The sequence below is a fragment of the Streptomyces antarcticus genome (assembly GCF_026627255.1).
Classification (GTDB): Bacteria; Actinomycetota; Actinomycetes; order Streptomycetales; family Streptomycetaceae; genus Streptomyces; species Streptomyces antarcticus.
The window spans coordinates 274,241-300,613 of sequence record NZ_JAPNLM010000007.1; the positions used below are offsets into that span (position 1 = coordinate 274,241).

Genomic DNA, 26,373 nt, shown 5'->3' on the forward strand with positions numbered 1-26,373 from the left:
GGTGCATAATTCGTCGCTCTGTCAGACTCACGGTGGTGCAGGCGGTAGTCCGACCGGTGCAGGGCTTATGTCGGGTGCCGCTCCGCAGCATGCGGAGGATATGCTCAACATGGTGAACAGCCGTCCCGGAGGTATAGGGAAAGTTCCGGGATACAACGGAAATGCAAACTGGGGCAACAACTTGGGTCAATTGCCGGGAGGAAAGTATAAGGAGTGGGATGTGAATGCCACATCCAACCTCCCAGTCTGTAGCGCCCCGGGCTGCGGTAAGGCGATTAGAGGCCCCGAACGCCTACTGACGCCGAAGGATGGCCCAGGGCCCGCGTATTACACCCCGGACCACTATGGGACTTTCTACTATGCCGGCGAATTTACGGGGTGAATCGGTCATGATTTCATTCGATGTGAGCGAGACCCGGGGCCCCTGGGTGATTTTTGGGTCGAAGGAATCAGGGGTGCTCCGTCGACAGCTTGGCGTGCTGGAGGGCAGGGGCGGCCGAGTGTATGACTTTCAGGCCCGGGATCTTCGTCGGGACGAGGATGTCTTTCGGGTTTTCGCCGATAGGCTCGAATTTCCGAGCTACTTTGGGCGGAACTGGGACGCCATGGTCGACTGCCTCGATGATCTTTGCGTGGAAGTCACTGGCGGAGTCGGAATGGTTGGCGTGATCCATGAGGCTGATTCGCTCATTGACTCAGGGAATCTGGAACTGTTTGTATCTGTTCTTTGCCAAGGTGCCGCTCGCGCGAATTCCGATGTCGACCTGGATGGGGACCCGCTCGACCGGCCTGCAATTGCCCAGCATTTCGTCTTCTTGTTGAATGACTTCGATGTGGTGGATTTTGTGGACAAGGTTGAGCACCCCGACCTGACCGTCGTTAAAGACGGGGAATTCGTCACGGTCACCTTGAACCCTGAGGTCTGGTTCGCTTAATCACCCTGAGGCGTACGGGTTTCGTCCAGCAGCCCCTCCAGATTCAATCTGGAGGGGCTGCTGTGGCGTTTGACGGCAACGGTGACGGCAACGTCAGCGGACGACGGGTGCTACGGGTGGGTCATCGTTGCCGTGTTCAGCCAGCCTCAGGGCGTCGTTGAGGGTGTCGATGGCCTGGCGCTGGAGTCGGAGTCGGACATGGGCGTAGACGCCAGCTGTGACGCCGATGTGAGCGTGGCCGAGGAGTTCCTTGATCACAACGAGGTCGACGCCCTGCTCCAGGAGCAGCGTTGCGGTCGAGTGCCGGAGGTCGTGGAAGCGGATGCGCCGCAGCCCAGCTCGGTCGAGGAAGCTGCGGAATCGGCGGGTGAGGTTGGCAGGGTCGAGAGGCCCCCCCCGGTTGGCGTGGTGAAGGCGAGGCCGCTGTCCTGCCAGCCCGACCCGGCCTCTTCCCGCTCCTTCCTCTGCCGCTCCTTGTGCTCCTTGAGGGAGTGGAGGCATTCGGTCGGGAGCGCGATCCCGCGCTCGGAGGCCCGGGTCTTGGTGGGCAGATGCGTGAGGCCGCCGGTGCGGGTGCGCTGGAGCGAGCGCCGGATGCTGGCCGTTCCGCCGTTGAGGTCGAGGTCTTCCCAGTGCAGGCCGAGGAGTTCGCCCTTGCGGAGGCCGGTGCGCAAGGCGAGTTCGTACAGCGCGTGGAGCCGGTCGGCGTGGGCAGCGTCGAGGAACTGGCGGGCCTCGGTTCCGGTGAGGGGCCGGAAGCGCCTGGGCCGGGGTGCGGTGGTCTTGACGTTGCGGGCGACAATGCGGGGCAGTTCGTCTTCGCGGACGGCGTGTTCCAGGGCGGACTTGAGCACCGAGTGCACGTAGGTCACGGTCAAGGCGGACAGCCGTTTCTGGCAGCACTCGCCGACCGCGCAGCACCTCTTCCGTTCGGCGTCGAGTCCCTGGGTGCAGCACTGGCAGGTGGGGGAGAAGTTAACGGCTCTGTCGCACATTCGGTGGTGACGGATCGTGAGCATTGGGTGCCGTCAGTAGCAGAGAGTGCGAATGGCGCTCCGACCTCGGTGTTTCACGAGCGGGCGGCCCTGCAGTGGGGATGCGGAGACCGGCAGGCCGGGCTCACATCGGCCCCTGCGCCGGCCACCGATTCCCTAGAACGAACCGCTCCAACGTACTGACCTGCGACTCTGTGATCGCTGGGTTTACTCACCGACATCATCGCCCTCCGTCACCACCAAATGTGCGACAGAGCCAAGTTAACGGCTGATCTTGGTTTTTGAGGTTGTCAGTGGTCAGTGGGGGTGAGGCGGCCGTCGAGGGCGATCTGGAAGGCGTTCAGCGGGGCCTTCCAGCGCATGGTCCACTTCTTGCGGCCCTTGCCCGTGGTGGGGTCGAGGGACATCAGGGCCATGTAGGCGCACTTCATGGCGGCGGCCTCGTTGGGGAAGTGTCCGCGGGCGCGGACGGCCTTGCGTATCCGGGCGTTCACGGACTCGATGGCGTTCGTTGAGCAGATGACCTTGCGGATCTCGACGTCGAAGGACAGGAACGGGACGAACTCGGCCCAGGCGTCCGACCACAGCTTGATGATCGCCGGATACTTGCGGCCCCAGGCTTCCTGGAACTCCAGGAACCGCTCCGTCGCGGCGTCCTCGCTCGGCGCGGTGTAGACCGGCTTGAGCGCCTTGGCAACCTTGTCCCAGTCCTGCCGGGCGGCGTAACGGAAGCTGTTCCTCAGCAGATGAACGACGCAGGTCTGGACGATCGTTCGAGGCCAGACGGTGTTCACCGCGTCGGGCAGGCCCTTCAGGCCGTCGCAGACCAGCATCAGGACGTCGTCCGGGCCGCGGTTCTTCAACTCGGTGAAGACGTGCAGCCAGAACTTCGCGCCCTCGCCGCCGTCACCGGCCCAGATCCCGAGAATGTCGCGGTGGCCCTCGGTGGTCACGGCCATCACGACGTAGATCGGCCGGTTCGCGACCTGCCCGTCACGGATCTTGACGTTGATGGCGTCCACGAACAGGACCGGATAGACGCGGTCCAGCGGGCGGTTGGACCATTCCGCCATGCCGTCCATGACCTTGTCGGTGATGGTGGAGATGGTCTGCTTGGAGACCTCCGCACCGTAGACCTCGGCCAGATGCGCGGAGATCTCCCCGTGCGTCAGCCCCTTCGCCGACAGGGACAGCACCATCTCGTCCACGCCGGTCAGCCGGCGCTGCCGCTTCTTCACGATCTGCGGCTCGAACGTGCCGGATACGTCCCTGGGCACCCGCACCTCGACCGGGCCGACGTCGGTCAGCACCGTCTTGGCCCGGGTTCCGTTGCGGGAGTTCCCGCTGTTCCGACCCTCGGCATCGTGCTTCTCGTAGCCGAGGTGATCGGTGATCTCGCCCTCCAGGGCGGACTCCAGCACACGCTTTGTCAGCAGCTGCAGCAGCCCGCCCTCCCCGGTCAGCTGCAGCCCCTCAGACCGGGCCCGGTCCACGAGCATCGCGACCAACTGCTCGTCCGACGCCGCCCCAGCGGCCGGCTCCTTCACCGACACCTCGGCCGGCTCGAACTCAACGACGGTGTCCGTCATCTGGCGTCTCCTTGATCATCGGATCCGCCGTTATTCGTACACTCCCCAGCCCTGGGGAATTACGTGACCGTCGACACTCATAGCCGGAGAACGCCCAGCACGGAGTGGAGGTTTCGTATGGGAGGCCGTTCCACCCCATCGTGTGCCACACCGGCTTCGAGCTCGGAAGCCCCTGCAAGCACTGTTCCGAGCATCGTGAGCGGTGCCCATGCCTAGGCCCGCGCCTCCTAGTACTCCAGCCGTAGATCGTGATCTCGATGGTGAGGGGCGCCGAGGAGACAGGTGGCCAGCGTCGATCATCTGGACGAGATCGACCACGCCATCGGGGGCGTCCGTTCCTTCTCGGCCTAACCGAGTCCACCGAGCCGGAGGGCGTCCCTTATCTCGCTGAGCTTCGCGGTCGTCGCCGGGGTCCGCTCCTTCGCCTGTTCACCGAGACGGAGGGCATCCTCAATCTCGCTGAGCTTCGCTGAGGACAGGGCGCCCGCCCGCTCGATCAGGTCGTCCCGGGACACGGTGGTCAGCCACGTGCAAGGGGTAAAGCCTGGACGCGGGAACGCGAACCGCAGCACGCCTTCAAAGGGCAGTCCTTCCATGGCGCCTACTACCACTTCGACGCCCAGAGCGCTGATGTCGACGCCCGCCGGAGCGACGACCTGCATCACCCGGATCCCGGACGCGTCGTCTCCCGACAGCAGTACGACCAGCCGCCGCTCGTCGAACTCGACCCACCAGACTTCGCCACGTTGCACATGTCCTCCTGACAGGGGACGGCAGGCGGACGCTGCGCGACCCTGACGCGCTGTGGAGACGGGTGCGGCCACCGTTGATCATCGGTGTGTGAAGACTGAAGATCATGCGGTGGCCGCAGGGCACAGCGTAGACCCTGCCCGCTGGCAGGAGGCGTTCGAGGGCCTGATGAGCCGGATAGCGGGCCGGTTCGCGCGGGTCGAACCCCGGCGTCGGGCGAAGCAGTTGGTGTTCGGGCTGCTGTCGGACCTGCCGCGCAAGAACTGCTGGACCATCGCCGAGTGGGCCGGGGAGGCCACCCCGGACGGCATGCAGCACCTGCTCGGCCGGGCCAAGTGGGAAGCCGACCAGGTACGCGACGACCTGCGCGACTACGTGGTGGAGCACCTGCACGACGACCAGGCGGTGCTGGTGGTCGACGAGACCGGGGACGTGAAGAAGGGCACCGGCACGGTCGGCGTCCAGCGCCAATACACCGGCACCGCGGGCAGGATCGAGAACGCCCAGGTCGCCGTCTACCTGGTCTACGCCGGCCGACGCGGGCACGCGGCAGTGGATCGGGAACTGTACGTCCCGCGCTCCTGGACCTCCGCCCCCGACTGCTGCCGCGCCGCTGGGCTGGGCGGGGAGACCCCCTTCGCTACCAAACCGGAGCTGGCCGCCCGCATGGTCGCCCGGTTCCTGGACGCCGGCCATCAGGCCGCATGGATCGTGGGCGACGAGGTCTACGGCGGCAACCCCAAGCTGCGAGACGCGCTGGAGAAACGCGGTATCGGCTACGTCCTCGCTGTGGCCTGCTCGCACGAAGTCACCACCGGCGCGGGGAAGTTCCGTGCAGACACGCTGGCCAAGAAGGTGCCCAGGCGGGCCTGGCAGAAGCTCTCCGCCGGGGCCGGAGCCAAGGGCCACCGCTTCTACGACTGGGCCGTCATCGACCTCGCCGACCCAAGGCCCGGCAGTCGCCAACTGCTGATCCGCCGCAACCGCAGCACCGGCGAACTCGCCTACTACCGCTGCTACTCGCCCACACCGGTGCCGCTGACCACGTGGTGCGGGACTGTAAAACGTTCGGCTCTTACAAGATTTTCGTGACCGGTGATCGATATCTCGTGACAGTGGGGTCGTGCGGTAGGACGCTGGGGAGTGTCTGACGAATTCTTGACCCTGTTGCTTCCTCAACTTGCTTCTGTGGCCGTCGAGTCGGTGACGGCGGATGGAGTGGTCTCTATCGTCGCGCGTACCCATGACGGGCCGGCGAAGTGTCCCGGTTGCGGGGATCTCTCGGACTGGGAGCACTCCCGCTACGTGCGGCACGTGGCCGATGAGGCGGTCGGGGGGCGGCCGTTGCGGATCGATCTGTCGGTACGTCGTCTGTATTGCGAGAATCCCGGCTGTGTGAAGGCGACGTTCGTCGAGCAGGTGGAAGGGCTCACCGTGCGCTATCAGCGCCGTACCCCGGCCCTGCAGCGGGTGGTCGACGCGGTGGCCGTGGCGCTGGCTGGCTCGGCCGGGGCCCGCCTGCTCGGTGTCCTGCACTCCACGCTGACCTGGGCGAGCGTGCTGAACTGCCTGATGCGCATCAGCGTGCCGGACCGGCCTGTTCCGCGGGTGGTGGGTATCGACGAATTCGCCCTGCGCCGTGGCCACCGCTACGCCAGCATTCTGATCGATGCCGAGAGCGGTGAGCGGATCGAGGTGCTCCCCGACCGGCAGAAGGAGACCGTCCTCGCCTGGCTGCAAGAACACCCCGGGATCGAGATCGTGTGCCGGGACGGTTCCGGGAGCTTCGCCCAGGCGATCACCGAGGCGGACCCCGGGATCGTGCAGGTCGCCGACCGCTGGCACCTGTGGCACGGCCTGGCTGAGGCGGCCCACAAGGAGGTCGGCGCACACAGCGGCTGCTGGGCCAAGGCCGGCCCGCCCCTGCGTGAGGGCAAGCGAGCGGCCACCACGCTGGAGCGATGGAAGCAGGTCCATGAACTCCTGGACGCCGGCGTCGGCCTCCTGGAATGTGCCCGCCGCCTGAACCTCGCCCTGAACACCGTCAAGCGCTACGCCCGCCACGCTGAGCCAGAACGCCTGGTCAGGGCGCCGCAGTACCGGCCCACACTGGTCGACCCCTACCGCGATCACCTGCGTCAACGCCGGGCCGAGGAGCCGGGTGTCCCCGTCGCCCGCCTCCTGCGGGAGATCAAGGAGATGGGCTACACCGGCGCTACCAACCTCCTGACCCGCTACATCACCCAGGGACGCGTCGAAGCCGACCACGCCACCCTCTCCGCACGCCGGGTCACTCGCCTCCTGCTCACCGACCCCGCCCACCTGCGCGAGGATCAGATCGTCCTGCGCGACCAACTGGCCGGGACCTGCCCCGAAATGACCACCCTGACCAGTCTGATCGGCGAGTTCGCCGGGCTCCTCGCCCCGGCCGAGGGCAATCCGGGCAAGCTCACGAAGTGGATCACCCAGGCCCGGGACGCCGAGCTGCCCTTCCTCCACTCCTACACCAATGGCGTCGACCGCGACCGGGTCGCCGTCGACGCCGCCCTCACCCTGCCGCACCACAACGGACGCACCGAAGGCGTCAACAACAAGATCAAACTACTCAAGCGGCAGACCTACGGTCGCGCAGGATTCCCCCTCCTCCGCCAACGCATCCTGCTCAACTGACCCACGATCACCGGCCTCGATCATCGGTCACGAAAATCTTGTAAGAGCCGAACATTTTACAGTCCCCCGGGAGAATGAGGCCAGGGCCCGGGCGGACGAGCTCCGTAATCAGATCGCGCATTTCAGTGCCGCCCTCGCAGAGACCGAAGCGCGTCTTGCGGACCTGGCCACCACCCGCAAGATCATCGCCGAACTCGCACCGGACGGGACCAACCCCGATCCGCCCGAGTCGGGCACCACCTACCAGGCCATCGTGAACGCCTTCAACCAGCACTCCGACCAGGTGTTCAGGGCCCGCAAGCTGCACGAACTCCTCGACATGCCCACCGACGAGGCATCCGTCAACATCACCCGCAGCCGCCTCGGACGCCTCACCCGCCAAGGCTTCCTCACCCAACCTGGACGAGGCCGCTACCAGAAACGGACTTAACGCCCTCTCAGTGGATCGGCTTCGGCAACCGTGGCGTCATCGCCGACAACGACCCCATTGAGCAGGAAAAGGCGATGAAGTTCAACGCGCTGCTCACGAACGCGGTGATCTTCCACAACGCCCTGGACATCGCGGAGATCGTGCGGCAGCTGCTGGAGGAGGGATGGGAGATCGACCCGGAAGACCTGGCGCACATCTCGCCGTACCTGACCGAGCACATCAACCGGTTCGGCGAGTACTCCACGCACGAGCTCGGCATCCAGCCCGACGCGTACGACCCGAAACTCGACGTCGACTTCACCCCGCTGCGCGAGCAGGACCTGACCGCTGCCGGACTCGACCAGGCCGCTTGACCGACCGCGAGCTGCGTACGACGATTGCGACCGGCGCTTGAGCCTGCGCGCCGGCCGAAGTGCCGGTGAGCGCACCGGCGCAGATCCTCAGCGCTGCATCTGCTACCCAGGACTTCTGTAGGTTGGCCATCGCGGACCCGCCGTCCGGGCCGGTCCTGAAGGCACCCGCTGATCACATCCGTCCGAAGGAGCTGAGCGACCCTCTGACACCAGTTGCGGCTGAGGTCTCGTACCCGGCGCAACGCCCGCTACCGGGGCTGACCGCCCCCGTTGTCCTCGAACAGGTCTCGGGTACGGCGCAGCAGCGCCTCCCGTACGTGGTCCGGTGACAGGATCCGTAGCGTGGTGCCCAGGCTGAGGAGGTATGTGGCGAGCTGGTCGGCGTCGTTGCCGCCGATTTCGACGATGGTGGCATCGGGGCCGTCCGGGTGATGGGTGCCGATCGTGGGCGGGACCAGCCGTAGCGCCTGGTCCATGGGGTGCGCTAGCCGGACTGTGACATAGAGCGGGTACACGACGCCCGCGATGGATCGAGAGACGAGGAGCGCCGGGTCGGGCGGGTCGACGAGTTCGACGGTATGTCCGGTCGGCTGGACCTGTACCACCCGGTCGGCCCGGAATGTCCGCCACTGGTCCCGGGCCACGTCCCGGGCGACGAAGTACCAGCGGCGGCCTGTGTGTACCAGGCGGTAGGGGTCGATGTCCCGAACAGTGGCCTTCCCCGCATGGTCGCGGTACGAAAGACGGGTGCGCTCGCCACGACGGCAGGCGGCGGCCAGTTCCAGCAGCACGCCGGGCGAGATCTGACGTCCCTCGGGCCTGGGAGTGTGTACGAAGGTCGCGTCCATCTCCCCCAGCCGGTCCGCGATCCGGGGCGGTAGGACCTGCCGTAGTTGCAACAGCGCCGACAGCGCGGCCTGGTCGCTGCCCAGGACGCCGCTGAGCGCGGCCTCTCGCAGCGCGATGGCCACGGCAAGCGCCTCCTCGTCGTCGAGGATCAGCGGTGGCACTCGGGTGCCACCGCCGAGGCGGTAGCCGCCCCAGGGTCCGGGGTCGGACTCGATGCCGTAGCCGAGTTCCCTCAGCCGGGCGATGTCCCGCCGGACCGTGCGGTCGGTGACCGCCATTCGCTCGGCCAGCTCGCGGCAGGTCCACGTCGGTCGAGTGGACAGCAGCGAGACCAATCGCAGCAGGCGGGCGGAGGTACTGATCACATCCCGAAGTGTTCCCCATGACCAGGACCGGAACTGTCCTGGTTCCGTCATAGCGTCCTCCCCATGAGTACCGAACCCACATCCGGACCCGCAATCCGCTTGCTGTCCGTCGACTTCGATTGCCCAGACCCCGCCGAGCTGGCCCGCTTCTACGGCGACGCGCTCGGCTTGCCCGTCGTCTACTCCAGCGACGACTTCATCCTGCTCGGTCGGGAGGGTTCACCTGGACTGGGCTTCATCCGGGTGGCCGACTACCGGCGTCCGACCTGGCCGGACCCGTCCCAGGGCAAGCAGGCTCACATGGAACTGGGCGTCGACGATCTGGACGCCGCCCACGCACGGATGCTGGCACTGGGCGCCATGGAACCCCCTGTCCAACCGCACCCCGATCAGAGGAGGGTCCTGCTGGACCCCGCAGGCCACCCCTTCTGCATCTCCACGCAGGACTGAGCGTCAGCGGTCGGCCGACGACCACGGCCGCGCGCCCACGCAAGATGGCGAACTCGTCGTTGTCCTCAGTAGGAGGGCGGCGGGAGTGCGACCGGAACAGGCATAGCGAGTAGGAACCTCTGGTCAGCGGTCCGTGGCTCCGACGCAGCTTGCCGCCGCAGTAAATGCCGGATTTACCGCGACGGAGCCCCTACCGTGATCATCGCGACCTGCGGCTGGCCGTTCCGGCTGCCGGGACGAGGTGTACGCATTTACTGCGGCAGCTCTAGTGTTCTGCGCCTGAAATAGGGCAGCTAAGTTTCTACCTCTTTTTGGTGTTCGGTGGGGTGATCTTTTCGAGGTAGTCGGCGAGGGAGTTGAGGATCTCGTCGGCGGTCTTGGCCCAGGTGAACGGTCTCGGGTTCTCGTTCCAGGTCTCGATCCACGCCCGGATGTCACGTTCCAGGGTTTGGACTGAGGTGTGCACACCCCGGCGGATGAGCTTGTCCGTCAGGAGGCCGAACCAGCGCTCGACCTGGTTCATCCAGGAGGAGCCGGTAGGCGTGAAGTGGACGTGGAAGCGGGGGTGGCGGGCGAGCCACTTCTGGACTTCTTCGGTCTTGTGGGTGGCGTAGTTGTCGCAGACGAGGTGCACGTCCAGTTCGGCCGGGACGGCCTTGTCTATGGTGATCAGGAACTTCCGGAACTCGATGGCGCGGTGGCGGCGGTGCAGGGCGCTGATGACTGTGCCGTCGGCGATGTTGAACGCGGCGAACAGGCTCGTGATGCCGTGGCGCAGGTAGTCGTGGGTGTGGCGCTCGGGCATTCCCGGCATCATCGGCAGCACGGCCTGGGACCGGTCCAGGGCCTGTATCTGGGACTTCTCGTCGACGCAGAGCACTACAGCGCGCTCGGGCGGGTTGTGGTAGAGCCCGACCACGTCGACGACCTTGTCAACGAACTGCGGGTTGGTGGAGAGCTTGAACGAGTCGTCCTGCAGGTGCGGCTTGAGGTCGAATTTCTTCCAGATCCGCCCGATCGTGGACTTCGACAGACCGGTGCGCTGAGCCATCGAGGCGCGCGACCAGTGCGTATCCCTGCCCGGTATCGACTCCAGCGTTGCCACCACGATGTCCTCGACCCGGTCCAACAGGATCGAGGGCGGGCGGCCCACGCGCTGTTCGTCCGCCAGACCGTCCAGGCGGTCCTCGATGAACCTCGCCCGCCAGCGGCTCACCGTGTCCTGGCCGATCCCCAGATCCTCCGCGACCTGCAGGTTCGTCGCACCCTCCGCGCACCGCAGCACGATCTTCGCCCGCAACGCCAGGAACTGGGCGGTCTTCGCGCGCCGCGCCCACCTCGTCAACTCGGCGCGCTCCGACTCGGTGAGCACCAGCTCCGCCATCCGCCGGCCCGGCCTCGACTCATCCGCCAGCCCCGCCATCCGCAGGTCGGCGAAACGACCACGCCACTTACGGGCCGTCGTCACCGTCACACCACATACCCTGGCAACCTCAACATTTGACGCACCATCAACACACGCAAGCACGATTCGCGCACGCTCGGCGAACCGACGCGACACCGCCCCGGCCACCCAACGCTCCAGCTCAGCGCGCTCCTCCTCGGACAACACGACTTCAACAGCACGGGGACCAGAACGCGTCATGCAAACACTCTAGCTAATTAGCTGCCTCATTTCAGGCGCAGAACACTAGAATCAACGCCGTTCAGTGTGGGCGGGGGTCGGGATGTCAAGGGCTGCTCGTGAGCATGTTGATGTTGATGGTGGCCTTGTAGGTGGTCCGGTCGATGGCGGGTCCGCGTGCGTTGTATTTGGAGATCGCTCGTTTGACGATGCGGTCTTTGGTGCGGATCCGCCGGGCGGGCAGGAGGTGGGCCAGCACGTGACGTCCGATGGCTCCGACCAGGTCGGTCATGGTGTCGGTGGTGATACCGGCGGCCAGGACCAACTGGTCGCGGGCGGCGGCGACGTCTGCGCCGTGTTCGTCGCGGACGGTCCCGTTGAATTTCTGGAGGTCCGGGCTGCCGACGGTGCGGTGCTTGGCGTACCGCTTGCACTGCACCACGATCTTCCTCCCGTCCGAAAGCCGGCCGAGCCGCGGCCCCCCGACGCGCGTTCCGTGAAAGAACCGGCCCTCTTGGACATGCTCTGAGGCCCCGTCAGCACAAGACCGAGAAATCCGCTCACGCAACCGCTCGCCTCTGGCTGCAGGTCGGCGCCCACCGAGTCGATTTCGACGTCGTTGAAGGTGTGCTCCCCGGTTCCGATGGCCCCGGCCTCCCTGCTCATCGCCTGCGGTGAAAACCTGGGTGCCTAAGCTGTGGATGAAGGTTCAGGCGTCCCTGCCCTACCAGATGAACACCGGTTCCGGGACGAAGAGGTGAGAGTGCGTCGGATCAGTGGTGGGCCGGATCGGCTGATGGTTGGTGTTTCTGGAATGCCTCGGTCATCTGCGCTCCGATCTCCGGGGTCAGCCGACCCGTCAGCTCGAACCCGAGTTGATGGGCGACGTCACGGCTGTGCATGTCGACCGAGGACTCCACGAGGTCCGCGTACACATCGACCGAGCGGCGGATCCGCCGTGGCGATACCAACAACAGCCAAAGTCCTGGCACGAGCGCGGGCCACCAGTACGCGCCGACGACCAGGTAGGCCAAACTCCACACCGGCGTTCGGGCGGCTGAGGCAGACCGCTCCTGGATCGTTGTCACCTCCACCCGTGCCGCGTCGGGCAGCACCAGCCACAGCCGCGGCCACGTGGTGGTCAGGTCGAGGCCAGTGCCGCGGCGGACGCGGTCGGCGACGGTACGTAGTCGGTCGCCCGCCCACGTCGGGCAGTTCGGCTCGGTCTCGGAGATCGCGTCGCGGCGCAGCACAGCGCGACGCGCCCTGGCCTTGGCCTGGCGGTTGTCCGGGTCGGCCAGCACCGCCCTGATCGCGGTGTCCGCCTTCGCCTCTGCCCGGTGCCAGCGGCGGTGGCGCAGCGCGGTGAACGGCCTGCCGAGGCCCGTACCCGTCGCTCCCCAGGAGCTGATCACGACATCGCCCAACGCCGTCACCGCGAGCCCCACCGCAGCGGTCGCGGCGAGGAACCCCGCCGCGGTCCACACCAGAGCCGGCCCCGTGGACACCGCCATCACGCGCGTCCGCAGCAGCGCGATGTCGAGTGCGTGCGAGGGTCCGAGTACGACCGCCGCCACCACGACGGCCACGAACACCGCGGCGGGCAGCGCGAGTAGGGCTGCCCAGCGACCTGCCAGATTCTTGCCGAGCTCCGTGAGGAAGACGTTCACAGCTCGACCCTGATCTCGCGGAACGGCTGCCCGGTGAGATGGCACGACGGCTGCTTGTCGGTCGCATTGCGCGGGCACGCGCCGGTCGGGCACTTCCATGCCGTGACGACCACGTTCCGTGGTCCCGGCCACCGGGCGAAGTCGCGGTACGCCCGAGTCAGGTTGTCTATGCCGTGCTCGGCGAAGGCGCTGTCGAGCAGGTCGAGGTCGGCTTCGGGCACCGCGCCCCGAGAAGCCGCCTCGACGACCCTGGCCAGCACGTCTGCCACGCCGTACCGCGCGGCGCGTTCCGCCAGCGCCTCTCCCGCCTGCTCGCAAAGAGTCCCGACACGCGGACCGGTCGTTGGTGCCATGCCTACTCCGAACCCCCTTCGCGACGATCCTGCTAACGCTACCGTGGAGGGAACGGATCGGGGGGCCGCATGTACGACGATGTCCGGTTGGTGGTCGAGAACTTCGAGTCTTCCGCTGACGTCGGCGCACTGCTCGCCGCCACTCTCCCTCCGCCGTCACGGTGCCCGCGGCACCTGTTGCCGCACCTCGCGCAGGCGTACTGGCTCCGCTACCGCGCGCAGAGCGGGTTCGACGGCTTGATCGACCAGGAGTTCTGGGCGTCCGTCGTGGGCGGGGACGCCGATCCCGTGGTCGCCGCCGTCACCGCCGCGGAGCAGTACCGGGAGCTGATGGAGGCACGGGCGGATTTCCTCGAATGCCAGGACCCCGAGTCGCTCGTCGACTTCGTGAATGCCTACACCGCGTTGCTGGACGCTGTGGACGACGAGCGGATGAAGGCCGCGCTCACCGCCGACCAGTGCGCCTTGCTGCTCATGCTCGACGAGTACCACGGCACGAACGACTACGCCGAGAAGGTCCTCAACGCGCTGGACTGGGTGCTGGCCCGCACGCCCCTGGCCGACCCGCAACGCGCCCGCCGGCTGGTCGATCGCGCCCGCGCTCGGGTGTCCGCGGGCAGGCGGCGAGGTCAGGTGCTCGCCGACTACCGGGCCGCCGCCCAGCTGGCACTGCGCGAACGCCCGGTGTGGCGCGACATCGTGGTCGAGCTCGCGCAGTACGAGTCGGACCTCTACGCGAACGGCGCCGCGCCGATCTATCTGGCAGGCGCGTTCGTCACCTGCCGCGACCTCGCCGACGCGCTGGAGCGGGATTTCGGCAACACGGTGACCCTGTCCCCGCTCGCCCAGCTCGAACATGAGGTCAGCAGCCGCATCGGGCCGGACATGGCGCGCTTCCTGCGGACCTGCCACCGCGATCCCCACGCTCTGCTGGCGCAGCAGGACAAGGTCGAAGCTTTGCGGCGGCAGGACATCGGGCCTGGCGTACTGGTGGAACGGCGAGACCAGGCGTGGTTGCTCGCCATCGGGCTGCCGCTCGACCACGAGGGCAGGCTGGACGCGCTGCTGGACCTCTACAGCCGGCACACCGACCTCTGGGAGCTCGGCGGTGACACCGCGGCGATCGGGCTCGCCTGCGACACGGTCTTCGAAGCGATGCTCACCACCTCACCAGACGACTCGCGCAGAGCCGAGCTGTTGAAGGCGCTCGCCCACGCGGCGGAGACCCTCTCCGTCCAGACCGGCTCCCCCGATGACGCGACGGTCGCGGTCGCCGCGGCCCGCGCGCTGCTGGAGATGCCCGCCCGCGACGAAGGCCAGCGAGCAGTGCGGCTCTCCACCCTGGCATCCACGCTGGTCAGGCAGTTCGAACTCGGCGCCAACCCGGCGGCCGGCCAGGAGGCCGTCACCGTCGCGGAGGAGGCCCTCGCGCTGACCCCGCCCGGCGACGAGGACCTCCCGTTGCGCTGGTCGGGATTGTCCACCGCCGCGCTGCAGGTGGCAGAGGCCGGGGACCACGCTCTGTTTGCCCGGGCCGTCGAGGCGGGCGCACAGGCAGTGGCCACCATTCCCACGGACGACGTACGCCGTATCGGAATGCTCTACAACTACGCCGCCGCCGTGCAGACGCAGGCGGTCGCGACCGACGTCACGGACGCCGAGCCGTTTCGCGAGGCCGAACGCGCCTACCGCGCCGCGCTCGCACTGCTGGCTCCCGACCACCCCGACAACCCGCGCATCGAAAGCACGATCGCCGATCTGCTCTACCACCGGTACCACCAGTGCGGCGACCTGGACGCACTGGACGACTCGCTCACCCTGGCCGAGAAGGCCGTTCGCGAGACGCCGCATGACCACCACTGGTGGCCGTTGCGAGCGTTCGCACTCGCGCGCTCGGCCCGAGCGCTCGCGACGTTCGGCGGACCGCGCGCCGACGAGTTGCGCCAACAGGCGATCGCCCACTACCGGGCGGTCGGCACGCACCCGGCCGCCACCGCGCAGCACCGGATGCTGTGCGAGCGGGGGCAGGCCGACATACTCGCCGAGGCGGACCCGGCGACGATACTGAACGCGCTGGAACGCGTGATCGCGGCCATACCGGCGACGATCAGCCGGGCGCTGCCGCGAAGTCAGCGGCTGCGGGCCGTGCGGCAGTTGGACGGGCTCGCCGACCGTGTGGTGGACGCCGGGGCGCAGTCAGGCGAGCTGGACCGGGCGCTGGAGCTGCTCGAACAGTCCCGGGCCGTGCTGTTCGGCGACGCGTGGGGAATCCGCCGCGGCTGGGCGAAGCTGCACAAGATCCGGCCGGAACTCGCCGAGGAGCTCAGCCGGGTGGAGAAGGATCTCGCCGACGCCGACTCCTACTCCGACCTGACGTTCCACATCGAGGTGGAGTACGCCGGCCGGACCTCCACCAGGGACTGGGATCCGCGGCCGCAGGCCGTGGAACGGATCAGGCGGCTCGCGGCGCGCCGGGACGGGCTGATCCAGACCGCGCGGGCGGTGCGGGGGCTTGAGAACCTACTGATGCCGGCCGACCTTGAGATGCTGCGCGAGCGCCTGACCGGGCACACCGCGGTGATCGTCAGCGCGGCGGGCACCGCGCTCGTCGTTCCCGGCGACTACTTGCGGCCCGTCGAGGCCGTGCCGTTGCGGCAGATGACCGCAAGCACAGCCCGCGCCCAGCTCAAAAAGCTGCGGGCGGCGCTCGCTGACGTGAAGGCCCCTGGGTGCTCGTTCGACCGGCGCGAGCAGGCACAGCTGGACCTGCACGCCGTGCTGGAGTGGCTGTGGGACACCACGGCCGGCCCGGTACTGGACCGGGTCGCGGACTCGCGGCTGTGGTGGTGTCCGGTCGGCGTCATGGCAGGGCTGCCGCTGCACGCGGCAGGCAGGCACCGCGACCGCGCAGGGCTGACCGTCTTCGACCGCGTTGTCGCTTCGTACACGCCGTCGCTCACCGCGCTCGCCGACACCGTCACCACGCCCTCGCCGCAGCACTCCCGGCCCACCGCGCTCGTCGTCGGCGTCGGCGAGCGTGAAGGCGTGCCCACGCTGCCGAGCGCCCGCGACGAGGCCGAGGCGGTGGCCGCGCTTCTGCCCGGCTCTACTGTGCTCATGGACTCCGCCGCCTCCGCGGACGCCATCAAGGACGGCCTGCACGATCATGTGATCGCCCACTTCGCCTGCCACGGCCGTGCGGTCAGCTCCGCCGGGCACCCCGACCTCGGCGGGCTGATGCTCAACAACGGGATGTTCGTTCCGTCGTTCGTGGGCGACTTGCGCACCACGCAAGCGCAGCTCGCGTTCCTGTCCGCGTGCGACACAGCCAGTCCCGACCCGGCGCTGGTGGACGAGCCGCTGAACCTGGCATCGGCGTTCCACCTCGCCGGCTTCCGCGGAGTCATCGGCACGCTGTGGCACACCGCGGACAGCACCGAGACCGCCGTGGCGGTGTACGAGGCGCTCACCGCGTACGGCACCCGGCCCGCCGACACCGCCCAGGCGGCCACCGCGCTCACCGAGACCTCACGTCGCATGAGGGACGCCTACCCGGCCGTGCCGACGCGGTGGGCCGCGCACGTGCACGTCGGCGACTGAGCTGCTGGAGGGTGCCACCCCCGTTCGGGCCAGTCTGGGTGACCGACGCGGAGCCGGTCTCTCGCTGCCTGGGTGCGGTCGGGGCAGTTCATCTTGGCGAGGACGTTGGCCACGAGCCGTTTGGCACCGTGCTCCGAGATCTGGAGCCGACGTGTGATCAGCTTGTTGCTCAGACCCTCCACCAGGAGATGCGGAGTCTCCCGCTCGCGTGGGGTGAGCGTGGCGATGCGGTCGCGGTGCCCCGCCATGCTCACCGTCGGCCAGATACGGAGAACTTCGGGACACCAGGACGAGGCCGCGCAATGGAGCGCACTGGCCCGTCAACTGCTGATGGCCAAACGGTCGGCCCGTCGCGGGCGCAGTGCGCGAACGGTGTCGGGTGGCCTGCCAACCCCCGGCAAGCGCGGATGAGTCAATGGACAGCGGCGGCGGCCCCAAGGGACAAGATCGTGAGACAGAAGTGCCGTGTCCCCAAACTGAGACAGTCGGGACAGCGTCTTGCGCCGGTCCTCCAGCTCCCCGGCCCGCAGCGCCTTCCGCTGCTGATGCACCCATCGCCCGAGCGGGAAGTCCTTGGTGACGCCGACCTCGACCTCGACGTCATACGGAACAGCGTAGAGACCGGTGATCTCGTTCTCCCTGCGCCACCGCAGCAGGGCCTGGTAGCCCTCCAGCCACACCAGCGACTCCGGCCGGTACACCCGGGTGCGCAGGAACGCCGCGATCGTGGCGGCGTCGCACGGGCTGGAGAAGTGCAGCAGGGCCGCTCCGGCAGCGGCCTGCGTGACATCGTGCTCCTGGTCCCCGCCGTCGCCTTCGCCACCGGCCCCGACGATCCGCCCCTCTTCGTCGTGCCGGACGTGCACCTTGCGCTTCCCGCTGGTGAGCGCACGGGAGGCGAGCTGCTCGACCAGGCGCTCATCATGCGAGCGCAGGCCCTGGAGCACGGCCACGGGAGGCTTGAAGCTCGCGGAGGCGACCATGTCGGTCGGGTCCTCGTTCGGCTCCAGGAACACCGGCACGATGATCCGCGCCACCTTGGTGGAGCCGTCCTTGTTGAGCCGGAGCGCCCGGCCGATGTTCTGTGCGATCTCTCGGTCTTGTGACAGTGAAGTGAGAGACAGCGAGGGCTTGTGCGTTGGCGCAGGTCAGCGCCGGTTTCCTGAGTAGAGCGCACTGTCATGGGTGTGAGAGATCGCGACGATTCCACTGCCACAAGGCGATATTCGTGCAGGTGGCGCACTGATACGAATCCGAGAGATCGCACTCCTGGCGAGCGGCTCCAGCGCGTTCGTGGAGATCGACCGCACGATGTCCTACGCCCGCCTGGTCGCCAAGCTGGAGCGCTACGACGCCTACCGCAACGCCTCGGCATCCGGCCGCGGCAACGCCGCCCGCGCACCACGCAGCCACTGGCAGGAGACCTACGCCGGCCCGTTCCTGGAGCGGCGGTTCCCGCCGGTGCTGTTCGTCTTCGCCCCGGCCCCACGCCGCGCGGTGCCGACCACGAGGGAGGCCGTCTTCCACGAGCGGGCCCGCAGGGTGGGGAGCGTGAACTACCGGCTCACCGTGGCCACCACGACCCTGCCCCTCCTGACCCGCGACAGGTGCGGTCGCGCTCGGCCAACGCCAGACGCCGCCGCCAGCCGATGGGAGCGGGGTGGCGGCGCAGAGAGCCCACGACCAGCGCGAGTGCCCCGAAACCTGGTCACACTAAATCTCTGACCAGCGAATTCAAGTGGGCGGAGGCTCGGTGATCACCAACCGGACAGACACATTCGGCAACTGACCGCCCCACGTCAGGTCCGTTCGGAGGTATCCGGCGCGGGTCGGCTGCCGTCGCTGTTGCCCCGTGGCCCTGCGGTAGCAGTGAGGAAGTCGTCGAGCATGGTGATCTGTGCGTCTTCAGGGAATCGGCCGGGGTCGAAGAGGGCTTGCACGACGAGGCCGTGTGTGAAGGCGACGGCAGCTGCCGACAGTTGTTCCGGATCGGCGTCTGCGGGCAGCTGGCCGAGGTCGCGCGCGACCTCGAAGTGGGGGCTGATGGCCGAGCGGAGGCGGGTGTATCGGTCAGCCTGTTGCCTGGCCAGTTCATCGTCGGCGAGGGAGAGGTCCCAGGAACTGACCCAGATGCGGTTTCGGGCAGTGTCGTCCGAGGTCAGCGGCAGAATGTCCAGGAGGGCGGCGCGTACGGTGGCGAGGCCGGGTCCAGGACGTGCGCGGCGGGGCCTCTGTGCGGTGCGGTGCTCCAGCAGGTCCAAGGCATGTTGGATCAGGGCTCGTTTCGTCGGGAAGTAGTGCATGAGCATCCCGGTCGACACGTCCATGGTGGCGGCGACCGCACGCAGGGTCAGGCCACCGAACCCCTTGTCGGCCATGACGCGCCAGACCGCCTCGGAAACGTCCTGGCGGCGGGCTTCTCGATCTCCGGGTGCGGGTGGCATGCTGCTAGCTTACGTACCGAACGCTTGTTACGCACCCGAGAGTGAGGCTTCCATGTTCACCATGCCGCTCGGCGACCGGGCCCAACTCCGCTCGCTCGAGCCCTGGCAGGCCGATGAGTTCCTCGCTCATATGGACCGCGCACGGGGCACCGTGGATCCGTGGATACCCTGGGCGTCGTTGAGCACCGACGGTGACTCGGCTACGGCCACCCTCCAGCGCTATGCCGACCGTACGGCCCTGGACACCGGCCGGATCTACGGGATCTGGCTCGACAGCACACTGGTCGGCGGGGTGATGTTCACCCGCTTCGACAGCGCTTCCGGGGTCTGCGAGCTCGGCTGCTGGCTGGAACGGGCGGCGGAGGGACGGGGTCTGGTCACCCGTGCTTGCCGGGCGTTGATCGACTGGGCCTTCCGTACACGCGGGATGAGCCGCGTCGAATGGTGGGTCGCGGCGGGCAACTCATGCAGCGTCGATGTCGCACAGCGGTTGGGTATGACCCGTGAAGGAGTGCTGCGGCGGCGCTCTGCCCACCGCGGTGTGCGGCACGACAGCGAAGTCTGGTCGGTCCTTTCCGAGGAATGGCCCTGCCCCGGTGAGGCGTCCGAAGCGCCCGAGGCCGGTGTCAAGGCCGAGCTCGATCGGCTGATGGCAGTGTTCGCCGGCGCGTTTACCAACACCGGCGGCAACCGCCCTGATCTCGACGTCATCCGCGACGTCTTCATCCCCCAGGGCAGGATCATCTCGAACGTCGGGGGCAAGCCCGTGATCTACGACCTCGACGCCTTCATCGAGCCCCGGCAGAAGATGCTCACGGACGGGACGCTGACGGAGTTCTCCGAATGGGAGGTATCCGAAAGTACCGAGATTCTCGGATCGGTAGCGCACCGGTTCAGCCGATACCGCAAGTCCGGCATCCACCATGGTGAGTCGTTCCAGGGCTCCGGCCACAAGACCACCCAGTTCCTTCGAACTCCGGCAGGATGGCGTATCGCCTCGCTGGCCTGGGACGACGTGGCGGCAACCACTACGGCATGACTACACGATCAAGTGCGAGTGCGCTCCCCGGCCAGCGGCGCCCGTGAGCGCACCGGCAGCCCGCCAGTCGGTGAGCGCGCTCACCGACTGCGTGCGTGACGGCCGCGGACACATGGTGGTCGGATATCGAAGGACTGGTGGAGGAGGCCGGACGGCTGATTCGGGATCAGGCGTGGGCCGTGACACCCGCTGACCGTACCGTCGCGGCAAAGGCCGCCGCCGATCTGCACGGTGTCGGTGGCCCCCCCCGACAGTCCCGGCAGGCCCTCCCAGGAGTTGACCGGTTGGAACACTTGCGGGGAAGCATTCGCTGCTGTTGCCATCGCCCACGTCCACGGATGCCTGGCCTGGTTCCTCGGGGCAGCTGTCACCGTCCTCACGCCAATCCTGCACTGGCGCGCCATGCCCGCCGAAGACGGCCCCACCCTCGGCGCCGTCCCGCCGGTCCTCCAGCAGTACACGGCAGCAAAGCCGCGATCCGCTGGCTCCAAGCCGCCCTCACCCGCATCGCCGCAGCCTGACACCAGACGACATGGCCACGATCTCGTTTAGGAACCGGTCAGCTATGCCCGCCGACGCGGCCCCCGCCTCGGACGGTGTTGCTATGTTCCCGCTGGTCACAGGTGCAATCCGCCATGATCGGAGTCACACTGCTTCTTTTGCAGCCCCAGCTCATACGGCGGCGAGGCCAGCCCCAACTCATGCGGCGGCGCGGCGCAGTGTGAACCAGAAAGTCGGGACCGGGTTCGTGCCCGGCGTCACGTCGGCCAGCTGCCACCCAGCGAACCTGGTGTTGAGTTCGTCCGCAGTGACGCCGGACCACGAGTCGTCAAACGCCCCGGGCCCGTAGCCGAACATCAGCAATCGTGCACCGGGGGCGGCACGCTTGGTGACGCCGGCGGTGTAGGCGTCGCGGCGGTGCGGTGGAATCCCGCAGTAGCAGCTCAGGTCGAAGAACAGGTCGTACGGCCCGGGCACGCCCACCTCGTCGAGTCGGGTGGCGTCCGCGCACAGCACCAGGACGTCCGCTCCGGCCGCGGTGGCCTTCTCCCTCGCCTGCCGGACCGCGCGGTCGACCAGGTCGACGGCGGTCACCTGCCAGCCGTGCTGGGCCAGGTACACCGCGTTGGTCCCGGTGCCACAGCCGAGTTCGAGCACCCGGCCCGCCATCAACGCGCCGGGCCCCTCTATCAGGGCCACGAGCTCGGGCGGCGTGACACCGCTGTCCCACGGCGGCTTACCGTCTCGGTAGAAGTCCTCCAACACGCCGCGCACAGAAGCCTCTTGGTCGAGTTCTGCAGCAGTCCGAGTCTCACTCATCGCTACCCCTCCAAGAAATTAGAGTCCAGCTCTAATGTCTGACTCTAGAGATAGACTCTCGGCATGGATGTGGTCAAGGGATCCGACGGACAGAACGTCAAGCGCCCCGACAAGAGGGTTGAGCGCTCGCGGCGTACCCGCGAGAAGATCGTTGCGGCGGCGCGGGAGCTGTTCGTCGCGCAGGGGTACGGTGCGACAAGCCTTCAGGAGGTTGCGGATCGCGCGGGCGTGGCAGTCCAGACCGTGTACTTCGTGTTCCGCAACAAGCGCGCGCTGTTCAAGGACGTCGTCGATACGTCGATCGCGGGCGATGCCGAGCCGGTCGCCACGATGGACCGAGACTGGTTCCGCGCGGCGTGCGCCGAACCCACTGCGGCCGGGCAACTGCGCATCCACGTGCGGGGCGTACGCGACATCCTCGGCCGGGTCGCCCCGATCATGCCGCTGATCGCGGCTGCGGCGGCCACGGACCCGGAGATCGCCGCGCAGTGGCCCGTCGGCCCTGACCCGCGCTATACCGTCCAGCACGCCGCAGCGAAGGCATTGACCTCCAAGCCCGACGCCCGCCCCGACGTCGATACCGCCCGCGCCGCCGACCTGCTGTACGGGCTGCTCAGTCCGGAGCTATACCTGATCTTTGTCCGCGACCGGGGCTGGTCCCCCGACGCCTGGGAAGAGTGGGCATGTGTGGCCCTGAGTGCCCACCTCTGCACAGACCACGAGTAGGCCACCGGGACTATGCCTTGGCGGTTCGCTCCCGTTCCTTCCGGGAGGTCGAACGTTTCGGGCTCGGCGCGGGTCGGGTCCGAAGAACCGGTGCCCGGGGCGCCTGGCCCGTCCAGGTGGTCTGAAGGAGGCGTGGGGTCCATGGGACGTCACAGCCGGGAGAGCGGTCCGCCGGAGGTGTGGTGGTGGAAGGCGCGCAGGTTCGCCCACGGCTGGGCGTATCCGACAACGTGACATCACCCTCACCAACGAAAACACCATCTCCTGGCGCGACCCGACGCCACACGCTAAACAGCCCATTCCGGGATAAAACACTGGGAGTAATCGACCTCTGAAGAGGTCGTTTTCGTCCGATGTTTCATCCCGGAATGGGCTGTTTGATCGTCTCTTGCGGGTTGCGCCAGGAGGTCGGTCATCGCGAGGTTGACCACGTCGATGACGAAGGCGGCGTAGACCCAGCCCGAGAACGTCTTGATGTAGGTGATGTCGGCGACCCACAGCTGGTTCGGGGCGGTGGCGGTGAACTGGCGCTCGACCAGGTCGGCGGGCCGGTCGGTCTCGGGGGCGGGGCGTGTGGTGCGCGGGCTCTTCGCCCGGATCACCCCGCGTAGTCCGGCCTGCCGCATGAGGCGTTCGACCGTGCAGCGGGCCACCGTGAAGTCCTCGCGCACCAGGGCGGCATGGACCTTGCGGGCGCCGTAGACGCCGTAGTTGTCGGTGTGGATGGGGCGTATCTCGTCGGTGAGGCGCTCGTCGCGCCGGCTGCGGGCCGACGGCGGACGGGTGTGGGCGGCGTAGTAGGTGCTCGGCGCAATCGGCGCGTCCGTCTCGGCGAGGACGTCGCAGATCGGCTGGACGCCGAACAGGTTCTTGTACTGGTCAATGTAGGCGACCTTCATCGCAGTGGACGGTCCAGCTCCGCCGCGAAGAAAGCCGAGGCGGACTTCAATCTCGCGTTCGCCCGCCGCAGTTCCTTCACCTCTCGCTCCAGCTCCGCGATCCGGGCGGCTTCGGCGCTGGTGGTCCCGGGCACGAGTCCCTCGTCGGTCTCGGCCCGCTTGACCCACCCCCGCAGAGCCTCGGGGTGCACGTCCAGCTGGTCGGCGATGCGCTTGATCGCCCCAGCCCGGCCGACCGGGTCCTTGCGGGCCTCGACGGCCAGACGCGTCGCGCGTTCACGCAGTTCGTCGGGGTACTTACGGGGAGCAGCCATGATCGGCATCCTTCCGGGTCTTCGATGTCTCCATCAAACCCGGGGCGATTCAGACGGAGGGCCCTACGACCGGATCCTGGCGACCTGTTCGGTCCGAACGGTCCCACCGGCCATCGCCCAGACAAAGCCGGGCGGGGTGTTCTGACGCCGTGGGAGTCGCCGTGGCTCTGCTACAGCCTGCTGCGGCTGACCATCGACGCCCACGGTGCCGCGTCCGGGTCGTTCTTCCCGTACTCGGCATTCATGCCGATTCGCGAGCAGCGCACGAAACTGCGGCTCTCGTCGTTGAACCATGTGACGACCTCCTTTAGCGCCTGGCGCAGGTCCATGCGCCCATTCCCTGGATCTCGGCAAGCCGCTTGGCTGTGGCGATCTGTTCGGACTTCGTCGCCTGGTCGGCTCGATTCGCGTACCGCTGACCGCCGGCAGCCCTCCAGCTGGACTGCGTGAATTGGAGCCCGCCGTAGTGACCGTTGCCCGTATTGGCACGCCAGTTTCCGCCGGACTCACATCTGGCGATGGCATCCCAGTTGGCGTGTGGTCCCGAGGGGCTGGCAGTGGCTTGAGCACTCGGAAAGCTGATCAGAACTGCCTGGCAGAGGAGCACCGCGTACCAGGGTGCCCTGCTGGAGATTCGTGCGCGCCTATTGCCCTGATGAGTCATCAGTCCTCCTCGTCGTCGGTCGGACCGGTCCCGCCACCCGGTGACACCAGCCCGCCTCGAGCCTTTGAGTCGTGTAGGCAGCACAGCACGCCTCCCACGGTCTCCAGCCTTTCTCGACGTGCGAATGAGTGACGTCACCCGTATGGCTATCTGTCCGGGTGAAGTACAGGTCCCGCTTGTATCCCTCACGGTGCTCAACGGCCACGGGAGCCGGTCGATCGCCTCGAACAGCGGCAGCGGAGCCCGCACCCCGGCCGGGCCGGCCGCACCAGCGGCCGCCGGTGCCACCGTGGCGGCGGGAGCGGAGTGCGCGGCTGGAGCCGCGAAGAGCGGAAGGGCGCAGAGGGCGAACGCGGGCAGACCACGCAGCATCAGGTTCTTGATCACACAGGCGGGTCTAACGGGCCCGACACCCGCTCCAACAGGCCCTCGGCGGACAATTCACCCGCGCGGACGGCCGGACTCACCGCAGAAACGAACCTGCTCCCTCCGCCTCGTCAGGAGCGAGGTACCCGCCCTCGCAAGCGCCCCGGCTGATGTCCGCGTGGACGAGGACCTGTACTTCGCCCTCGCCGGGGGTACGCCCCAGTCGGCACGGTCCGCTGGACAGGAACAGGGTCGAGATCCGGTGGGCCGCTTCGAGCCCGGCCTTCTCATGGCCCCGGATCTCGATCGTGATCAGGCTCTCGTCGCTCATGACGGGGGAACAGCTGTGTCCGTCGACTGGTTCCGCGCACGCGGTGGCTACCACCCCATCGAGTGCGCTTGTCCGGCCTCTCGTCGCAGGCATGGGGCGACGCAGTGGCCGGCACCGTGCCGTGAAGCCCTGCCCGGCAGGCGAGTAGGGGAAATGCGGCCACGGCGCCGGCAACGCGCCCGGTATACGCCCTGCCGTATCCAGCCTTCCCGTTCTACCGTTGAGGTTCGGTATGTACGGGGAGGCTGCTGTGGCAGGGATCGTGGAGGGCAAGCACCGGTCGCCGGTCGGTGACGACGGGCACCAGCCGAACCGGCCGGTCCCGCCGCCACCCCCACCCCCACCCCCACCGCCACCGACCGAGCCCGGCAAGCAGAAGTAGAGCCGTGGCCGCCACCCCGCACCGCAATGCCCCCGCCGTTGACGGGCTTGTCGGCGGGCTGCTCGCCGTGGTTGCCGAGCAGCTCGGCCGGCCGCTGCCTGCCCGCCTGGAGCAGGCATTCCGCCGGGTGCACCGGCACCGGTTCCTGCCCGCCCGGATCTGGCTGCGGGACGGGACCGGCGGATACGAGCTCGTCGACCGCGCCGCCGAACCAGCCCGCTGGATGACCGCGGCCTACTCGGACGAGTCGCTCGTCACGCAGTTCACCGACGGCCTGCCGTCCTCCTCGGCCTCGATGCCCTCGATGGTCGCCCGCATGCTGCTCCTGGCCGGGCTCGGCGAACGTCCCCCGGGCCGGGAGATCGCCAGCCCGCGCGTGCTGGAACTGGGCGCCGGTACCGGCTTCAACGCGGGTCTGCTGTGCGCGCTGCTCGGCGACCGGCAGGTGACCACCGTCGACCTCGATCCGTTGCTTGCCGCCAGGGCGGGGGAGAGCCTGAAGGCGGCCGGGTACGCGCCGAGGGTGGTGGTCGGAGACGCCGCCGACGGCTGGCCGCCGGGCGGACCGTACGACGTGGTCCTCGCCACGTTCTCCGTCGACCACGTCCCGCCCGCCTGGCTCACCCAGGCCCGGCCCGGCGGGCGGATCGTGACGCCGTGGACTTCGCAGTGGTGCCGGTACGGCACCCTGTCGCTGACGGCCGGCGAGCAGGGCCGTGCCGAGGGCCGGTTTCACGCCTTCGCCTCGTTCATGCAGATGACCCGCCCGCGCACTGCCGGGGTCGGCCCGGCGTCCGTGCCGGCCTCGTCCGCGAGCGGGGAGGGCGCAGCGGAGGGCTCGTCCACGACGCTGTCGCCGTGGGCGGTCGCCGGCGGTGACCTCGACGCCGAGTTCCACATCGGCCTCGTCGTACCCGGCGCGTCCTTCGCCTGGGACACCAGCGGCGAACACACCCACACCCGCTTGGAGGTCGCCGACACCACCACGGGCTCCTGGGCGACCGTCGACTACGACGGACGGACCTCAGCCGCCTTCACGGTCGCCCAGGCGGGCACCCGCCAGCGCCTCTGGGACGAGATCGCCGCGGCGTACCGCCGTTGGGAGCAGCTGGGCCGGCCTGGCATCGACCGCTATGGCCTGAGCGTCGCAGGGCGTAGCGCAATGGTCTGGGTGGACTCGCCCGCCACCGCGGTGGCTACCCGCTGACCTGGCGGAGCTCCGACGGAAGGCGTGTGCCGGAACCGAACCGCGTCA

24 protein-coding genes, 4 pseudogenes and 1 other annotated feature are annotated in these 26,373 nt (G+C 68.1%); of the genes and pseudogenes, 11 read left to right on the forward strand and 17 right to left on the reverse strand.

Going from position 1 to position 26,373, the window contains the following annotated elements; translation table 11 throughout:
• The first annotated feature begins 389 nt into the window (after positions 1-389).
• The gene (locus OTB16_RS14005) at positions 390-935 is read left to right on the forward strand and encodes a barstar family protein (protein ID WP_267720466.1); all 546 of its coding nucleotides are present in this window, start codon (positions 390-392) and stop codon (positions 933-935) included.
• 93 nt (positions 936-1,028) lie between these two features.
• On the opposite strand, the pseudogene OTB16_RS14010 reads toward OTB16_RS14005, so the two are convergent.
• The 3 genes and pseudogenes from OTB16_RS14010 to OTB16_RS14020 form a co-directional block, all read right to left on the reverse strand.
• A pseudogene (locus OTB16_RS14010) lies at positions 1,029-1,900 on the reverse strand (tyrosine-type recombinase/integrase); the annotation flags it as partial.
• Between the two features lie 320 nt (positions 1,901-2,220).
• Positions 2,221-3,429 carry an IS256 family transposase gene (locus OTB16_RS14015; protein WP_267720508.1) on the reverse strand — a complete coding sequence of 403 codons (1,209 nt, stop codon included), beginning with the start codon at positions 3,427-3,429 and terminating at the stop codon, positions 2,221-2,223.
• 437 nt (positions 3,430-3,866) lie between these two features.
• Positions 3,867-4,271, reverse strand: coding sequence for a type II toxin-antitoxin system PemK/MazF family toxin (locus OTB16_RS14020; RefSeq protein WP_267720467.1), 405 nt, complete (start codon positions 4,269-4,271; stop codon positions 3,867-3,869).
• A 166-nt stretch (positions 4,272-4,437) separates the two neighbouring features.
• On the opposite strand from OTB16_RS14020, the pseudogene OTB16_RS14025 reads away from it, so the two are divergent.
• From OTB16_RS14025 to OTB16_RS14040, 4 genes and pseudogenes are all read left to right on the forward strand, one after another.
• Positions 4,438-5,316 (forward strand): annotated as a pseudogene (locus OTB16_RS14025) (IS701 family transposase); the annotation flags it as partial.
• A 96-nt stretch (positions 5,317-5,412) separates the two neighbouring features.
• Complete coding sequence (locus OTB16_RS14030; RefSeq protein ID WP_420717690.1) at positions 5,413-6,939, forward strand: ISL3 family transposase; 1,527 nt, start codon at positions 5,413-5,415, stop codon at positions 6,937-6,939.
• A gap of 253 nt (positions 6,940-7,192) precedes the next feature.
• Positions 7,193-7,369 carry a hypothetical protein gene (locus OTB16_RS14035; protein ID WP_267720468.1) on the forward strand — a complete coding sequence of 59 codons (177 nt, stop codon included), beginning with the start codon at positions 7,193-7,195 and terminating at the stop codon, positions 7,367-7,369.
• A gap of 14 nt (positions 7,370-7,383) precedes the next feature.
• Positions 7,384-7,722 (forward strand): Tn3 family transposase, encoded by a 339-nt coding sequence (locus OTB16_RS14040; RefSeq protein WP_267720510.1) that lies wholly within the window; start codon positions 7,384-7,386, stop codon positions 7,720-7,722.
• A gap of 248 nt (positions 7,723-7,970) precedes the next feature.
• Here the strand turns inward: OTB16_RS14040 and OTB16_RS14045 are convergent, their stop codons facing one another.
• Positions 7,971-8,936 carry a helix-turn-helix transcriptional regulator gene (locus tag OTB16_RS14045; RefSeq protein ID WP_267720469.1) on the reverse strand — a complete coding sequence of 322 codons (966 nt, stop codon included), beginning with the start codon at positions 8,934-8,936 and terminating at the stop codon, positions 7,971-7,973.
• 63 nt (positions 8,937-8,999) lie between these two features.
• Here OTB16_RS14045 and OTB16_RS14050 point away from each other — a divergent pair, with 63 nt between their 5' ends.
• Positions 9,000-9,386 carry a VOC family protein gene (locus OTB16_RS14050; RefSeq protein ID WP_267720470.1) on the forward strand — a complete coding sequence of 129 codons (387 nt, stop codon included), beginning with the start codon at positions 9,000-9,002 and terminating at the stop codon, positions 9,384-9,386.
• 301 nt (positions 9,387-9,687) lie between these two features.
• On the opposite strand, the gene OTB16_RS14055 is transcribed toward OTB16_RS14050, so the two are convergent.
• The 4 genes and pseudogenes from OTB16_RS14055 to OTB16_RS14070 form a co-directional block, all read right to left on the reverse strand.
• Positions 9,688-11,031 carry an IS630 family transposase gene (locus OTB16_RS14055; RefSeq protein ID WP_267720471.1) on the reverse strand — a complete coding sequence of 448 codons (1,344 nt, stop codon included), beginning with the start codon at positions 11,029-11,031 and terminating at the stop codon, positions 9,688-9,690.
• A gap of 322 nt (positions 11,032-11,353) precedes the next feature.
• Positions 11,354-11,479, reverse strand: a pseudogene (locus OTB16_RS14060) (restriction endonuclease); the annotation flags it as partial.
• A 304-nt stretch (positions 11,480-11,783) separates the two neighbouring features.
• Positions 11,784-12,680: a hypothetical protein gene (locus tag OTB16_RS14065; protein WP_267720472.1), complete on the reverse strand. Its 897-nt coding sequence runs from the start codon at positions 12,678-12,680 to the stop codon at positions 11,784-11,786.
• On the reverse strand, positions 12,677-13,033 hold the full coding sequence (locus OTB16_RS14070) for a hypothetical protein (protein ID WP_267720473.1): 357 nt from the start codon (positions 13,031-13,033) through the stop codon (positions 12,677-12,679). Before OTB16_RS14070 ends, OTB16_RS14065 begins: the two co-directional genes overlap by 4 nt.
• A gap of 69 nt (positions 13,034-13,102) precedes the next feature.
• Between OTB16_RS14070 and OTB16_RS14075 the strand changes: the two genes are divergently transcribed.
• Positions 13,103-16,633 carry a CHAT domain-containing protein gene (locus tag OTB16_RS14075; protein ID WP_267720474.1) on the forward strand — a complete coding sequence of 1,177 codons (3,531 nt, stop codon included), beginning with the start codon at positions 13,103-13,105 and terminating at the stop codon, positions 16,631-16,633.
• Here OTB16_RS14075 and OTB16_RS14080 read toward each other — a convergent pair.
• Positions 16,582-16,881: a helix-turn-helix domain-containing protein gene (locus OTB16_RS14080; RefSeq protein WP_267720511.1), complete on the reverse strand. Its 300-nt coding sequence runs from the start codon at positions 16,879-16,881 to the stop codon at positions 16,582-16,584. The two genes, OTB16_RS14075 and OTB16_RS14080, sit on opposite strands and share 52 nt — an antisense overlap.
• A 243-nt stretch (positions 16,882-17,124) precedes the next feature.
• A pseudogene (locus OTB16_RS14085) lies at positions 17,125-17,727 on the reverse strand (helicase associated domain-containing protein); the annotation flags it as partial.
• 199 nt (positions 17,728-17,926) lie between these two features.
• Between OTB16_RS14085 and OTB16_RS14090 the strand changes: the two are divergent.
• The gene (locus tag OTB16_RS14090) at positions 17,927-18,358 is read left to right on the forward strand and encodes a hypothetical protein (protein WP_267720475.1); all 432 of its coding nucleotides are present in this window, start codon (positions 17,927-17,929) and stop codon (positions 18,356-18,358) included.
• Positions 18,359-18,432: 74 nt separating this feature from the next.
• Here the strand turns inward: OTB16_RS14090 and OTB16_RS14095 are convergent, their stop codons facing one another.
• On the reverse strand, positions 18,433-19,077 hold the full coding sequence (locus tag OTB16_RS14095) for a TetR/AcrR family transcriptional regulator (RefSeq protein WP_267720476.1): 645 nt from the start codon (positions 19,075-19,077) through the stop codon (positions 18,433-18,435).
• Between the two features lie 52 nt (positions 19,078-19,129).
• Between OTB16_RS14095 and OTB16_RS14100 the strand changes: the two genes are divergently transcribed.
• Positions 19,130-20,116, forward strand: a complete 987-nt coding sequence (locus OTB16_RS14100) for a GNAT family N-acetyltransferase (RefSeq protein WP_267720477.1) — start codon at positions 19,130-19,132, stop codon at positions 20,114-20,116.
• 699 nt (positions 20,117-20,815) lie between these two features.
• Here OTB16_RS14100 and OTB16_RS14105 read toward each other — a convergent pair.
• Entirely contained in the window at positions 20,816-21,391 is a 576-nt protein-coding gene (locus tag OTB16_RS14105; RefSeq protein ID WP_267720478.1) for a class I SAM-dependent methyltransferase, read from the reverse strand.
• Between the two features lie 108 nt (positions 21,392-21,499).
• On the opposite strand from OTB16_RS14105, the gene OTB16_RS14110 reads away from it, so the two are divergent.
• Positions 21,500-22,162 (forward strand): TetR/AcrR family transcriptional regulator, encoded by a 663-nt coding sequence (locus OTB16_RS14110; protein WP_267720479.1) that lies wholly within the window; start codon positions 21,500-21,502, stop codon positions 22,160-22,162.
• A gap of 287 nt (positions 22,163-22,449) precedes the next feature.
• Here the strand turns inward: OTB16_RS14110 and OTB16_RS14115 are convergent, their stop codons facing one another.
• The 5 genes from OTB16_RS14115 to OTB16_RS14135 form a co-directional block, all read right to left on the reverse strand.
• Entirely contained in the window at positions 22,450-23,061 is a 612-nt protein-coding gene (locus OTB16_RS14115; RefSeq protein WP_267720480.1) for an IS3 family transposase, read from the reverse strand.
• Positions 22,969-23,097 (reverse strand) — a sequence feature (AL1L pseudoknot). It overlaps the preceding gene by 93 nt.
• Complete coding sequence (locus OTB16_RS14120) at positions 23,058-23,375, reverse strand: transposase (protein WP_267720481.1); 318 nt, start codon at positions 23,373-23,375, stop codon at positions 23,058-23,060. (Overlaps the previous feature by 40 nt.) Before OTB16_RS14120 ends, OTB16_RS14115 begins: the two co-directional genes overlap by 4 nt.
• A gap of 170 nt (positions 23,376-23,545) precedes the next feature.
• Positions 23,546-23,704 carry a hypothetical protein gene (locus OTB16_RS14125; protein ID WP_267720513.1) on the reverse strand — a complete coding sequence of 53 codons (159 nt, stop codon included), beginning with the start codon at positions 23,702-23,704 and terminating at the stop codon, positions 23,546-23,548.
• Entirely contained in the window at positions 23,683-24,411 is a 729-nt protein-coding gene (locus OTB16_RS39570; protein WP_420717693.1) for a transglycosylase family protein, read from the reverse strand. Before OTB16_RS39570 ends, OTB16_RS14125 begins: the two co-directional genes overlap by 22 nt.
• Before the next feature lie 91 nt (positions 24,412-24,502).
• Positions 24,503-24,736, reverse strand: a complete 234-nt coding sequence (locus OTB16_RS14135) for a hypothetical protein (protein ID WP_267720482.1) — start codon at positions 24,734-24,736, stop codon at positions 24,503-24,505.
• A gap of 386 nt (positions 24,737-25,122) precedes the next feature.
• On the opposite strand from OTB16_RS14135, the gene OTB16_RS14140 reads away from it, so the two are divergent.
• Complete coding sequence (locus tag OTB16_RS14140; protein WP_267720483.1) at positions 25,123-26,325, forward strand: methyltransferase domain-containing protein; 1,203 nt, start codon at positions 25,123-25,125, stop codon at positions 26,323-26,325.
• Positions 26,326-26,373 lie beyond the last annotated feature (48 nt).

Bases quoted from the DNA above. Each gene is read 5' to 3' on its own strand.
- OTB16_RS14080 (WP_267720511.1), bottom strand. From the start codon at position 16,881: ATGGCGGGGCACCGCGACCGCATCGCCACGCTCACCCCACGCGAGCGG.
- OTB16_RS14120 (WP_267720481.1), bottom strand. From the start codon at position 23,375: ATGGCTGCTCCCCGTAAGTACCCCGACGAACTGCGTGAACGCGCGACG.
- OTB16_RS39570 (WP_420717693.1), bottom strand. From the start codon at position 24,411: ATGCTGCGTGGTCTGCCCGCGTTCGCCCTCTGCGCCCTTCCGCTCTTC.
- OTB16_RS14095 (WP_267720476.1), bottom strand. From the start codon at position 19,077: ATGCCACCCGCACCCGGAGATCGAGAAGCCCGCCGCCAGGACGTTTCC.
- OTB16_RS14100 (WP_267720477.1), top strand. From the start codon at position 19,130: ATGTTCACCATGCCGCTCGGCGACCGGGCCCAACTCCGCTCGCTCGAG.
- OTB16_RS14110 (WP_267720479.1), top strand. From the start codon at position 21,500: ATGGATGTGGTCAAGGGATCCGACGGACAGAACGTCAAGCGCCCCGAC.
- OTB16_RS14075 (WP_267720474.1), top strand. From the start codon at position 13,103: ATGTACGACGATGTCCGGTTGGTGGTCGAGAACTTCGAGTCTTCCGCT.
- OTB16_RS14070 (WP_267720473.1), bottom strand. From the start codon at position 13,033: ATGGCACCAACGACCGGTCCGCGTGTCGGGACTCTTTGCGAGCAGGCG.
- OTB16_RS14115 (WP_267720480.1), bottom strand. From the start codon at position 23,061: ATGAAGGTCGCCTACATTGACCAGTACAAGAACCTGTTCGGCGTCCAG.
- OTB16_RS14015 (WP_267720508.1), bottom strand. From the start codon at position 3,429: ATGCTCGTGGACCGGGCCCGGTCTGAGGGGCTGCAGCTGACCGGGGAG.
- OTB16_RS14050 (WP_267720470.1), top strand. From the start codon at position 9,000: ATGAGTACCGAACCCACATCCGGACCCGCAATCCGCTTGCTGTCCGTC.
- OTB16_RS14125 (WP_267720513.1), bottom strand. From the start codon at position 23,704: ATGGACCTGCGCCAGGCGCTAAAGGAGGTCGTCACATGGTTCAACGAC.
- OTB16_RS14055 (WP_267720471.1), bottom strand. From the start codon at position 11,031: ATGACGCGTTCTGGTCCCCGTGCTGTTGAAGTCGTGTTGTCCGAGGAG.
- OTB16_RS14005 (WP_267720466.1), top strand. From the start codon at position 390: ATGATTTCATTCGATGTGAGCGAGACCCGGGGCCCCTGGGTGATTTTT.
- OTB16_RS14135 (WP_267720482.1), bottom strand. From the start codon at position 24,736: ATGAGCGACGAGAGCCTGATCACGATCGAGATCCGGGGCCATGAGAAG.